Origin of the sequence: Chryseobacterium sp. Y16C, assembly GCF_022488405.1 — a bacterium.
Classification (GTDB): domain Bacteria; phylum Bacteroidota; class Bacteroidia; order Flavobacteriales; family Weeksellaceae; genus Chryseobacterium; species Chryseobacterium geocarposphaerae.
On the sequence record NZ_CP092711.1, the window covers coordinates 1,815,038 to 1,827,598 of the forward strand.

The window sequence follows — 12,561 nt, forward strand, 5'->3', positions numbered from 1 at the left end:
TCATTTGTTCATAAAATTAAGTCATTGTAACCGTTTCCCGGTATACTGTTTTTTCTCCGCCCGACAATATAAACTCAGCTTTCTTCGTGAAATATTGCTTTTTTCGGGAGTTGTATTCCATTTTAATAATTAATTTTACCTGATACTGCTCTGTCTGATACTGGTATTTTTTATCTAATTCTTCTTTTATGGCATCTGAAACTTTGATTTCTGATGTAAAAAAAGCTTCAAAGCCATAATCTCTCTGTTCGGCACTGATTGTTCCTCTACATTCTATATCACCAATCCCTTTGATATTCCATACAATGGACTCGTAAGTTTTTTCACCGTTGTCTACGTAATGCGGTGCAAACAACAGTAGATTCCAGAAAGGTTCTTTTAGTTTGTTTTTATAAAAAACCGCTTCATCTTCAAAAGTCGTCAGATATTGGTTTCTGAAAACATCTACATTATTATATTTCTCCTGAAGACCTGAAGTTTTTGATTTCCAGCTTTCCATATTTTTCTGATGATCTACAGCTCCTAAAAAATTGCCTTTTTCATCAACTTTTATTTCTAATGGATAAGAACTTTGCTCCAATACATGAAGGATTTCCATGAATTTATTTTCAGACGGAAAAGAAGAATCTTCCACTTTGTCTATCAACCAGCTTTTCGTCTGGTTTTCATTTACTTTCTCCTGTAATGTGATTCTATAAGATGAATAAAATCCTTTTGCTTCTCCAAACTGTATTTCAAGAGCATTTTCCACCTGATAGTAATGCATTCCTGAAGAATATTTCTGAAAAGGCTGTACTCTAGTTGCTACCATGTTTTATGATTATTAGAAAACCAAACGATACTATTTATCACAATTTTTGCTTGCCACAGTCTCTTCGGGAAGATTGTAGAGATATATTTTTTCTACTGTACCGCTTCCACACTTGCTTATCAGATAATTGGCTATAAAATCCTGCTGGTAATGTGATATTTCTTCTCCCAATAGTTCTCCAGCACTGTCTCTATGTGTTATAAAGTATGAAGTATCATCTGTTTTTCTATAAAAAACAAAGTTGAGTGAGGATATTTCCGGCTTTGTTAATGCTTTATTGTTTTTCAATCTGTTTTCCACATATTTTATAATTTCTTGTTTCAGCATACTTTCAGCAGGTTCCGGATTGTCTATAAGAATATAGTATGAAATCTTGACAGCATTCTTGTAATAAGCATTGGTAAACGTCATATGCTCAAGTGGAATAAAGTCATTTTTTTTCCTGTCACAGCTCATCGCTATTAAAAGAAGGCATACTATCGTGATCATTTTTACAGATTGTAAATACTTCATTTTATGTGTAATTCCTATTAAGTTTACTATTTGATCATTTAATATTCTCCCGGTCTCCTTCTGCCCATATTACGAAGACGATCTTCTCTTTCTTTTTCAGTCCGCCTTTTACTTTGACGTTCCGCTTTACCGTTATTAATACTTTCTTTAAAAGTTTTTTCAAACTCCACTTTCGTGATGAAAGGTTTATACCCTCTTATATGCTGCAAAATAAACCAATATCTGAAACCAAGCAGATAGTAATATTTCTTTTCTATATCCGGCATATCCAATCCAAAATGATCATACAAAACAACTTTGTAGGTTGCATCATAAGTACCATTACCCGATTTATTGAATTTTGTCAGCTGTACCTCATATGCCCAGGTATCGTTCATACAGATGGTGAGTCCTCCCATAAAAGTATCTTTCATCGTTGAAAACTGTGGATGTCCCCATCCTCTTCTTCCAAACTTTCCTATCTCGTCATCTGTGAAGTGTATTTCATTATCTTCAATGGATGCTATACTTCCATGGTTTTTCTTAATCCTGTCGGCAATTTCATCTTCCATACTTAAACAGAATCTTTGGTTTGAAGGATGTTGTAACACATGTTTTGTAAGGATAGGACTGGTGTATTCACCGCCTTCACTTCGTTTAAATTTCTCAATCATATCAAAGGCAACAGTTTCTAGTTCACCAACTGAAAAAAGTGTACCTACCATGCGTTTAAAGCCAGTCCACAATTCTTCATCTGTCTTATCTCTTATCTCCGACTTAATCCAAATCCCTTTACTTTCCACATCCTGCAAAGTATACCGCGAAGGATATTGATTGGAAATTCCCAGACCATAGCACATATCATCTGCCATATTAATTCCCTTCCTGTCTTTTCCTTTAATTTTAAATCTGTCAATATAAAGAGGTAATGGATTGGCTATTTTAACTTCAACACTGGTTTTGTCAATTGGAGTTTTAAAATAAGCATATACGCGCATATCATAACACCGAAGTCTCACCTGAATCGTTGCTGTATTTCCCGTGAGTGAAGAATAATCAAAAAAGAAGGGAATAGATATTCCGTTTATCTTTTCCTGCCATTGAAGTTTTTTATACTCGCTTTTTGTTGCAGGCCTGTTAAAAGTTGCTTTGAACCAATATTTTTCTCCTTCTTTAGGTTTTGCTATTTTTTCACCATTATCATCTAAAGGCCCTTCAACTTTTGTTACGAGTAATATATTGTCTTTTTTCGGCTGATATTCATCAAATTTCTTACCTCCTTGTTTCCCATAAAAGGTATTTTCCTGAGGAGATTTGAAATCCAGTGTTCCTTTGGAAGCATCCTTCATGATGTGTTCAGCCTCTTTATAAGACTTTCCGAAGACATTTCGTACAATATTTCCACCCTCACCTGCCATATTATTGCATTTTTACCTGTTTCCCACTATTGATAAGAACTTCCTTGGCACTTTCCACATTGATGGCATCTTTTGTACTAATGTAAGAACCAGCTTCCATATTTTCCGTAATGTTTTTTGCTCTGGAGCTTCTTCCTACTTCCGCAGTTTCAATAATGTTACTTGCCGTCAGATTATAATCATCATTAGCTGTTTCTGTAATATCTTCTCCTGCCATAATATTTATATTTCTCTGAGCGGAAGCAATAATATTTTTTCCGGCATTAATCTGTACATTTTCTCCGGCAGTAAAGGTTATATTTTTAGGTGCATTAACGGTAATATTACCCTTTCCGTCCATGAGATAGGTATTTCCGCTTGGATCTTCAATAAAAATACTTCCCTCCTGATCGTTAAAGATCACTTTATTACCGCTTCTTGTCTGTATTGATTTGATGTGGTTGTTAATACTCCCCCCTAAAGCTACCTGTCCATGGAACATTCCTCCCATAGCGAAAGGAAAGTCAGGATGATTATACTCAAAGCCTACCATTACCTGATCCCCTACTTCTGGAACCGCTACAAAACCTCTGTTTTGAGTGATCATATCGGTTCCTCCTGCATCCGGACTCATCATTCTTATGAAATGAGTCGTATCAGGATTTTTCTGCCAGTCAAACTGCACCTGAATACGTCCTTGATTAAGTGGGTCCGTATTGGAAATCACAGTCGCTACCTGTGGCTCTGCTTTAGGCTGTATAAAGTCAGGTTTAGGCATAAAACCAGTTCCATCGGCAATAGCTTCAAAACTTCCGGTGTAATCTCCCCGCTCTTTGACTTCATGATAAACTTCCGTAACAGTAATTTTTGTAAAATAAGAAGTCTGATTGCTATTAGGCTTTCTCATTTCGATATCAGCAAGACAACCTGGATATAAAAAAGGAACTGTAGTATTCCCTGAAACAGTAAAAACTTCTACAGCGGCACTTCCAGCGGCACTTTTTTGGGAATCGTCCACATCAACAAACATATTGGGATTAATGGGAGCCGGAGAAAGTGAACGGGTCTTAAAGATATTATTATTAAGCTCATAAGCTTCAGAGGGAATCCCTCCTATATGGCTAATATTATTTTTAGAACCCTCCATTCTGGTATGGCTACTGCTGTTGTATCCAAAAAATTCAGGATTGATATGTACTGCATTCAATTCAACCTGAACATCAGTTGCATTACTCCCATATACGAGTCGAATCGGCTTTTCAGAAGGGGGAAGCTTTCCAAAATGAAGAACTTCACCATCATAGTAAAACTGTTCTCCGTAAGCTTCAGCAGTTCTTGCAAGGTAATTGTAATGGGTTTCGTTATATTGCGAGCTATAGTTAATGTAGCTTTTGTTCTGAGCTTCCACCCTGAAATCAAACTTGCCTGCCTCAAATGCATCTTTAATTATTTTATTGGCAATAATACCTGTATTAACAGGCTGATCTCCTCCAAAACTTTGCGTATGTGGAGCGGCATCCATAAGAATAGTTGGGCTTTGGCCTTTGAGCACTATATTTCCGAGGCTCATTTTTTCCTGACTGAAAGCTACTTTGGTAATAACACCTACAAAATTCCTTTCAGGACTTTCGCTTTCATAATCTTTATATTTAAAAACAATTGTGATACGTTTTCCCAGAAAATGCTTTGCCTGTTCCAACGTATGATTCTGAGATTCTCCCAAAGAATCATGAGCAAGAATAAGCTCGAAGTTGTGGTGTCGCCTTACACTTTGTTGCAGACGGAAATACTTGAAGTGTTTGATAATCTTGCCTTCAATCACAATATCCAGTTTCACCACTCGATTGATTCCCGGAATATGATTCTCAGAAATCTTATCAGAATTCGAAGTATTTTTTTTCATAAATAATGTGAGGTGTTTTCTATATCACCAAATATAGATGTAATTATAGATTAAAAATGAAATTTCTCATTAAATTTTAAAAAATGTCGTAGTTCTACGACTAACAATTATTAGACAACACAAATCCTAAAAATCAGTTACTTATACTCATCTTTGAAAACTTTTATATTACTATATAATTTGAAAACAGTATAGAAAAAAGATTTTTCTTGAAAAAAAACATTTAAAACTTGTGTGATATTATAAATTATTATACTTTTGCACCACTTCAAAAAAGAAGTAAACCTAATGGTTTCTTAGCTCAGTTGGTAGAGCAATGGATTGAAAATCCATGTGTCCCTGGTTCGATTCCTGGAGAAACCACTTAAAACCGTCTCAATTGAGATGGTTTTTTTGTTTTTAACATCAATTTACATTCATTTAAAATAAGTATCTTCGCTTTTTTAAATTCCAAATTAAAAATGAAAAGTATCGTTACCGGACTATTTATATTTATTTCTCTTTTTAGCTTCGCTCAGGATGGAATTCAATTTCAGGAACTTCCTTTTAAAGATTTAGTGGCAAAAGCAAAAAAAGAAAAAAAATTGGTTTTTATAGATGCTTATGCCTCTTGGTGCGGACCTTGTAAAATGATGGAGAAAAATGTTTTTGTTACAAAATCAGTAGGTGATTTTTTCAACAAGAATTTTGTAAATGCCCGAATCGATATGGAAAAAGGGGAAGGAAGAGAAGTTGCCGCTAAATTTGGTGTCCATTCATACCCTACTTATCTTTTCTTAAACGGTGACGGAGAACTGGTTTATCAAAACTATGGATACATGGAAGAAAGCATGTTCCTGCTCATGGCACAAGATATCAATTCTCCCAACAACGCTAAGGGTTCCTTAAAAGAGCGATTTGCTAAAGGAGAAAAAGACCCTGAATTTTTAGTTAATATCATTAAACTCAACTCGACTTCTGATTTTGAATTTGCTAAAAAAGCATCCGAGAGATATTTTGAAAATAAAAGGAAAACAGAGGAACTTACTAAAGACGAAATTGGTTATTTATTGTACTTTTTAAAATCTACAGAAGATCCCAATTACAAAGTATTTGTTTCAAGAAAAGCGGAAGTAATTAAATTCTTACCTGAGAAAACCTATTCAGATTTTGATCATCAACTCATTTTATCTAAAATTGTTGCACAGTCTATAGATGAAAAAAGCAAAAAGATTAATGAGGATTATTTCATGAAAACTGCTGAGCCTTTAGTTGGTAAAGAAGAAGCAATAACAAAACTAAATCAGACCAAATTAGCGTATTACGAACAGGCGGCTAACTTTGCGGAATATGAAAAAACAGCACTGGAATATTATAAAAAAACAGATTCATTTGATCCTAACGAACTTTTAAAAGCAGCATGGATTTTTTCTGAACATGTAAAGAATAAGCCCTCACTAAAAAAAGCAGCCGAATGGGCGGAACAATCCGTAATGCGTGGTGAAACGTCTGAAAACACATATATTCTAGCTAAAATTTATTTCTTAACCGGAAACAAGGAAATAGCTAAGAACTTCGCTGAAATGTCCAGAAATATGGCTGTTCAAAATAACAAAGATGCCAGTCTTGCAGAAGAATTATTAAAACAAATCAAATAATAAAAGTCTTGAAAAATAAAATTCTAATCTCCTTATTTGTATTATTTGCTTTATATACAATAAGTGCACAAACAACTGAAGTACCTGAAGAAAAATCTAAAACAAAAGTATATATAAAAGGAAATGCACTATTCATTCCTATTGGTATTGTAAATGTGGGGGTTGAACATCAATTAAACAAAAAAATAACATTACAAGGGGATGTTTTTATTTCTCCTTGGAAATCATTTTCAGGACATGAGCTCCAGTATTACTCTGCCTCTTTTGAAGGTAGGTATTACTTCGATGAAGCTTTCAAACACTGGTTTGTAGGAGCAAACATCGGAGTCTCTTCTTTTGTTTTACAAAAATGGAGCTATTGGAATGACGACATACATTACGACCAAGAAACAATGTTACCTACTAAATACATAAGTTCTCAACTTTATCAAAAGGGATATTCAATTCTTTTAGGAATTACTGCCGGTTACCAATTTAACCTTTCAGAAAGATGGAATATGGAATTGTATGCAACTGTAGGACATTCTCAAGATTTTTATAAAGGTTATGTTCGTGGAACCGACGAGAAAGAAAGGTATGACCGTATTGAAAATTATAATAAAAGTGGAGAAATTATTCCTTACCGTGGTGGTATAATGATCTCTTATAAATTAAAATAATTCTGTATGAAATTATTTGGAAGAAATCATATCCTGGTTTGCGTGTTCACTTTCGTGATTCTGTTCTTAATGAATTATTTAGGAAATGAGGAAACGGATAAAATAGAACGGGCTTTAATGACTGCTTCGGCAGGAGTAATAGGACTAACGATAGGCCTTCTCATTATGAATAAAGGAAAAAATGATAAAAATCCGCCCCAGGATTTTGATTAAATAAAAGGTCACTTGTAAATTTTACAAGTGACCTTTTTATCAGTTTTGGTAAAGGATATACTTAGTTCTTATCTTTTCAAAATCTTCCAAATCAGACTTCCAAGATTCCTTGATCTCTTGGATTGATTTTCCTGATATAATTTGTTTTCTCAATTTATTCGTTCCGGCCAAAGTATCAAACCATAAATTCTTCAGAAAAAAATCCAGTTCCTGATTTTTATAATTTTTATATGCTTTAATTAACCATTCTAAATTGATCTCTCTTAAATCAGTCGGATAATTTGATAGGTTTTCACCATAACATAATTTTCCGTTTAGAAAAGGATCTTTTGCTCCAAAATTAGGTTTCGGGGTAAATTGATATGGCAAATTCGGCGTCCATGGTGAACCGTAAATTTGAAACGGTAAGTCTGTTCCTCTTCCTACAGATACCTGTGTTCCCTCAAAAAAACATAAACTTGGGTACAGATTAATGGCTTTATCATTCGGCAAATTCGGTGAAGGTTTATCTAAAATCGGGTAACGCTGTTTTTTATGATAATCTTTCATTGGAATCACAGTATATTTTGCCTGGACTCCATTTTTCAGCCATTTTTCTCCATTTACCATTTTCCCATATTCTCCTATCGTTAAACCATACACAACAGGAACTTCATGCATTCCTACAAAACTTGCCCATTTTTTCTTTAAAACGGGACCGTCTGTATATCCATCATGCGGATTGGGTCTGTCCAAAATCATAACTTCGACATTATTTTCTGCTCCTGCTTCCATCAAATAGGTCAATGTTGAAATATAAGTATAAAATCTTACTCCTACATCCTGAATATCAAAAACAACAATATCAATACCCTTCAATTGTTCCGCAGTTGGCTTTTTATTTTTACCATATAAAGAAATGATAGGAATCCCGGTTTTTACATCTACCCCGTTTTTCACCTTTTCACCTGCATCTGCATCTCCACGGAAACCGTGTTCAGGAGCAAAAATAGTCTGAATCTTAATCCCGTTTTTAACTAAAAAATCCACCAAATGCGTCCGATCATTCATAAGTCCCGTCTGATTCGTCACAACACCGATTGTCTTATTCTTCAATAAAGGAAGATAAAGCTCCGGCTGATCCGCCCCAGTTTTGAAATCTGTTTGAATCTGAGAAGAATAATGATTGAATACTCCTAAAAAAATTAGGCAAATAAGAAGTAAATTTTTAATTTTGAAATCTAAATTCATAAGCTTGAAATTTCCTTTATATTTCTCTAGAAAAATAGCGTTTTCCAAAGATAACAAAAATAATCTCTCAAGGGTTATCATCTTCATCGGCAGACTTTCCGTAGCTTTAGGGATTATTGTTTCCCTCATTACGGTTTCTACGGGCTTTGGTTCTAAGAAAGCCATCAAGGAAAGACTGGCAGATTTCAGTGGGCATATCACCATAAAATCTACCAAATCCAATTCATCTTACAATACTTCAGTTCTGGATAATCAGGGACTGCAGCTTCAGAAAATAAAGGAGCTTCCGGATGTAGCAAGCGTACAGAAATATGCTACCGTAACCGGGATTATGCGTAATGAACATAATTTTGCCGGAATTATCTTTAAAGGAATCGGAAAGGATTTTGACAGTCTGCGTTTCAAAAAATTCTTAATTGAAGGACGTACTCCCATTGTTACAGAAATAGGCTACAATCACGGAGTAACTATTTCCCAAAAAATCGCCAATGATCTTCATCTCAAACTGAAAGACAGCATCGTTACAGTATTTTCTAAAGTTGATCAAAAACCAATTTACAGAAAATTTGAAGTGGTTGGAATTTACAAAACTGATATTAAAATGATTGATGAACAATTCGTTATCGGAGGCATCAATCATGTAAGAAAGATTCAGGATATGAAGCCTGATGAAGTGGGCGGAATCGATATTTTCCTGAAAAATGTGAATGATATTGACAAGGACTATCCTGAAATTGAAAAATTGATCGGCTATAAAAATTATGCCGAGAAAGCAACCGAAAAGTTTCCTCAGATTACTGACTGGATAAGCATTTATGACACCAATATTGCTCTTATCATTATCATCATGCTGATCGTGGTGATTATCAATATCATTATGGTTCTTTTAATTCTTATCATTGAAAGAACAAATTCAATTGGTTTACTTAAAACTTTAGGAGCAAGCAATTCTCAGATCAGAGCAACATTTATCAATTACACTTTAATTATTATGATTCCCGGACTTTTGTATGGAAACGCAATCGGTCTCGGATTGATCCTGATTCAGAAGTTTTTCGGGGTGATCAAACTTAATCCTGAGAACTATTATGTAAGTACAGTTCCCGTAGACCTGAATCCTATCGCAATTATATCCATTTCAGTGGGAATCCTGATTATTTCGGGGTTGGCGCTAATTATTCCCAGTTATCTGATCAGTAAAATATCACCTGTTAAAGCGATTAAATACAACTAAGCATTTTCTCCTTATAATTATCCTTAAAATTTAAAATCCTATCTTTGCAGGGCTTATAAAACATTTATGAAATACGCAGAAAATATTCTTGAAACTATAGGAAATACCCCATTAGTAAAGCTTAATAAAGTTTTAGGGGAAGACTTTCCTGCATTAGTTTTAGCAAAAGTAGAAACTTTCAATCCCGGAAATTCTGTAAAGGACAGAATGGCTCTTAAAATGATTGAAGACGCAGAAAAGGATGGAAGATTAAAACCCGGAGGAACCATCATTGAAGGAACTTCAGGAAATACAGGAATGGGACTGGCTCTTGCTGCAATCATCAAAGGATACAAATGTATTTTTGTGACCAATTCTAAACAATCAAAAGAAAAATGTGATATTCTTCGTGCTGTTGGAGCTGAAGTGATCGTTTGTCCGACAGACGTAAAACCTACAGATCCGCGTTCTTATTATTCTGTGTCGAAACGACTGGCAAAAGAAACGGAAAACGGATGGTACGTGAATCAATATGATAATTTATCCAACAGAGCAGCTCATTATGAATCTACCGCTCCTGAAATTTGGGAACAAACGGAAGGGAAACTGACTCACTTTGTAGTGGGAGCCGGAACAGGAGGTACCATTACAGGCTGCGGAAAATTTTTCAAAGAGAAGAATCCTGAGATTAAAGTAATTGGTGTTGATACATACGGTTCCATCTTAAAGGAAATTCATGAAACAGGAGAAGTAAATTTAGGACATGCTTACACCTATATCACTGAAGGGATCGGTGAAGATATTCTTCCTGAGAACTATGATATGTCTGTCATCGATCATTTTGAAAAAGTTACGGATAAAGACGGCGCTGTGTACGCCAGAAAACTGGCTAAAGAAGAAGGAATTTTCTGCGGATATTCTGCAGGAAGTGCGATTGCTTCTCTGGTACAGATGAAAGATCAGTTTACAAAAGATGATGTGATTGTTGTTTTACTACATGATCACGGTTCAAGATATGTTGGAAAGATCTACAATGATGATTGGATGAAAGAAATGGGCTGGTTGGATTAATCAGCTTTTCATGATAAAAATAAAACTCAGAGTATTTTGCTCTGAGTTTTTTGTTTTATTCTTTAATATTTTGCTTTAAAACCTGTTTTAAAATACTGTAATCTTTCTCGCTCATCGATTTTCTGGGAAACATGTAACTGTACTTCCCTTCAACTGTAATAAATTCATTATTGCTATCGAAATATTCAAAATCTTTCCATTCACTGGTTTCTTTTTCATTATCAATATTTACCGTGAAGAAATTTTGATCGAACCGAATTTCATATATGTTGCAGTTTTCAAGTTTGTTTAAATAGGCATTTACCTGTTTTTTCCATCTTGAAACTTTATTAATGCTTACTGAAAGAAAAATGGCACAAAGCAAAAACAGAAAGCTTACAAAATATAAAATCCCGAATTTTTCTTTGGTGAAATCATCTTTAAAGAAAAACATAATCATTAAAATCAACCCTACAACCATTGTTGTAATTGTTTTTCCTCTTGTTGTTGATGAGAAAAACAGACTTCCCTGGTTTCCGCTAAAGTATATTTCCTCGAAATCCTGCCTTTTAGGTTTTAAAACAACTACTCTTTCTTCACTCATACTTATTAATTTCTGTGTACAAAGATAGGATTTTCAATTTACCAACATCTTCACCCTACTTCATTATTCCTTATCCATCTTCATATTTATCGCTAATTGCAGAAAGCTTATTCATCAATTCCCGGTTTTTCTGTTTTAAATCTTCCATTTTTTTCAGCATATCATGAATAACTTCCAAGCCCGGAAGGTTGATCTCCAGATCGTAATGCCAATTGGCAAACCTTTCAAAAGAAGGTAGATCTTCATACCTCAGATACCTGATTTCATTTTCGGTCTGAATATGCAGCAAACCCGAATCTACCAGTTCATCAAAAAAAGTGACTTCAATATTATATATTTTTACGAGTTCTTCTCGAGATATTCTTTCACTCATGACTTAGGAATTTTTAAGTTGTTCAAAAAGTTCTTTTTGTTTTTCGGTGAGATTTGTCGGCAGTTTCACTTCGTAAGTCACAAACAGATCACCAAACTCGCCTTCTTTTTTATATACCGGAAAACCTTTTCCTTTCAGCCTTACTGTCGTTCCGTTTTGGGTTTCAGGTTTTACTTTTAAATTAACACTTCCTGTCAATGTATTTACTTTTACATCACCACCTAAAACAGCAGTATATAAATCTATCGAAACTTTCGTTTTCAGATCATCACCTATTCTTTCAAAATTCGGATCGGCAGGAATAGTAAAAGTGATATATAAATCCCCATGAGGCCCTCCATTAAAGCCTGGATTTCCATGACCTTTTAATTTAATTTGCTGGCCGTCATATACTCCGGCAGGAATTGTAATTCTTACTTTCTTACCATTAATATCAAAAGTCTGCTGATGTGTTGTGGCTGCATCTTTTAAACTTAAATTCAACTCTGCATGTACATCCTGTCCTTTAAATTTTCCTGAAGCACTACCTCTCGAACTTCTCCCAAAACCGCCTCCAGCTCCGCCAAACATGCTCTGGAAAAAATCTGAAAAATCTTCCCCTTCTCCAAAATCAGCACCGGAAAATCCACCTCCGAAATTTCCGCTTTGACTTTGACTTTGATATTGTCTTTGCTGTTGCTGAGCTTTCTCGTATTCTTCCCCATGCTTCCAGTGCTCCCCATATTTATCGTATTTTTTACGATTTTCAGGATTGCTGAGCACTTCATTGGCTTCATTCAGTTCTTTGAATTTTCGCTCGGCTTCTTTGTCATCAGGATTTAAGTCTGGATGCAGCTTCCTCGCTAATTTTCTGTAGGCTTTTTTAATGTCATCTTGCGTCGCATTCTTATCTACACCTAAAATTTTATAGTAATCTATATACGCCATAGGAACGTTTTTACTCAAATTTAAGGAATTTATGACTGAAATTAATACTATT

General features: G+C 34.7%; 13 protein-coding genes and 1 tRNA gene. 6 read left to right on the forward strand and 8 right to left on the reverse strand.

Annotated features, from left to right (window positions below):
- Positions 1 to 16: 16 nt before the first annotated feature.
- From MKS83_RS07985 to MKS83_RS08000, 4 genes are read right to left on the reverse strand one after another with little or no spacing between them, the layout of a single operon-like run.
- The gene (locus tag MKS83_RS07985) at positions 17 to 811 is read right to left on the reverse strand and encodes a hypothetical protein (protein WP_240582713.1); all 795 of its coding nucleotides are present in this window, start codon (positions 809 to 811) and stop codon (positions 17 to 19) included.
- Positions 812 to 841: 30 nt separating this feature from the next.
- The gene (locus MKS83_RS07990; RefSeq protein WP_240582714.1) at positions 842 to 1,324 is read right to left on the reverse strand and encodes a hypothetical protein; all 483 of its coding nucleotides are present in this window, start codon (positions 1,322 to 1,324) and stop codon (positions 842 to 844) included.
- 38 nt (positions 1,325 to 1,362) lie between these two features.
- Entirely contained in the window at positions 1,363 to 2,721 is a 1,359-nt protein-coding gene (locus MKS83_RS07995; RefSeq protein ID WP_240582715.1) for a DUF3289 family protein, read from the reverse strand.
- 1 nt (position 2,722) lies between these two features.
- Entirely contained in the window at positions 2,723 to 4,603 is a 1,881-nt protein-coding gene (locus tag MKS83_RS08000) for a type VI secretion system Vgr family protein (protein WP_240582716.1), read from the reverse strand.
- A 290-nt stretch (positions 4,604 to 4,893) separates the two neighbouring features.
- On the opposite strand from MKS83_RS08000, the gene MKS83_RS08005 reads away from it, so the two are divergent.
- From MKS83_RS08005 to MKS83_RS08020, 4 genes are all read left to right on the forward strand, one after another.
- Positions 4,894 to 4,966: transfer RNA gene (locus tag MKS83_RS08005), tRNA-Phe, on the forward strand.
- A 98-nt stretch (positions 4,967 to 5,064) separates the two neighbouring features.
- Entirely contained in the window at positions 5,065 to 6,240 is a 1,176-nt protein-coding gene (locus tag MKS83_RS08010) for a thioredoxin family protein (RefSeq protein WP_240582717.1), read from the forward strand.
- Positions 6,241 to 6,248: 8 nt separating this feature from the next.
- Positions 6,249 to 6,899 carry a DUF3575 domain-containing protein gene (locus tag MKS83_RS08015; protein ID WP_240582718.1) on the forward strand — a complete coding sequence of 217 codons (651 nt, stop codon included), beginning with the start codon at positions 6,249 to 6,251 and terminating at the stop codon, positions 6,897 to 6,899.
- A gap of 6 nt (positions 6,900 to 6,905) precedes the next feature.
- Complete coding sequence (locus MKS83_RS08020) at positions 6,906 to 7,112, forward strand: hypothetical protein (RefSeq protein ID WP_240582719.1); 207 nt, start codon at positions 6,906 to 6,908, stop codon at positions 7,110 to 7,112.
- A gap of 39 nt (positions 7,113 to 7,151) precedes the next feature.
- Here MKS83_RS08020 and MKS83_RS08025 read toward each other — a convergent pair whose 3' ends face one another.
- Positions 7,152 to 8,342 (reverse strand): exo-beta-N-acetylmuramidase NamZ domain-containing protein, encoded by a 1,191-nt coding sequence (locus MKS83_RS08025; protein ID WP_240582720.1) that lies wholly within the window; start codon positions 8,340 to 8,342, stop codon positions 7,152 to 7,154.
- Positions 8,343 to 8,346: 4 nt separating this feature from the next.
- On the opposite strand from MKS83_RS08025, the gene MKS83_RS08030 reads away from it, so the two are divergent.
- The gene (locus MKS83_RS08030; protein ID WP_240582721.1) at positions 8,347 to 9,576 is read left to right on the forward strand and encodes an ABC transporter permease; all 1,230 of its coding nucleotides are present in this window, start codon (positions 8,347 to 8,349) and stop codon (positions 9,574 to 9,576) included.
- Between the two features lie 66 nt (positions 9,577 to 9,642).
- The gene (locus MKS83_RS08035) at positions 9,643 to 10,626 is read left to right on the forward strand and encodes a PLP-dependent cysteine synthase family protein (RefSeq protein ID WP_100376341.1); all 984 of its coding nucleotides are present in this window, start codon (positions 9,643 to 9,645) and stop codon (positions 10,624 to 10,626) included.
- Between the two features lie 55 nt (positions 10,627 to 10,681).
- Here the strand turns inward: MKS83_RS08035 and MKS83_RS08040 are convergent, their stop codons facing one another.
- The 3 genes from MKS83_RS08040 to MKS83_RS08050 form a co-directional block, all read right to left on the reverse strand.
- A complete protein-coding gene (locus MKS83_RS08040; protein WP_240582722.1) occupies positions 10,682 to 11,209 on the reverse strand; it encodes a hypothetical protein in 528 nt (175 codons plus the stop codon).
- Between the two features lie 70 nt (positions 11,210 to 11,279).
- Positions 11,280 to 11,582, reverse strand: a complete 303-nt coding sequence (locus MKS83_RS08045; protein WP_100376343.1) for a chaperone modulator CbpM — start codon at positions 11,580 to 11,582, stop codon at positions 11,280 to 11,282.
- Positions 11,583 to 11,585: 3 nt separating this feature from the next.
- A complete protein-coding gene (locus MKS83_RS08050; protein WP_240582723.1) occupies positions 11,586 to 12,509 on the reverse strand; it encodes a DnaJ C-terminal domain-containing protein in 924 nt (307 codons plus the stop codon).
- Positions 12,510 to 12,561 lie beyond the last annotated feature (52 nt).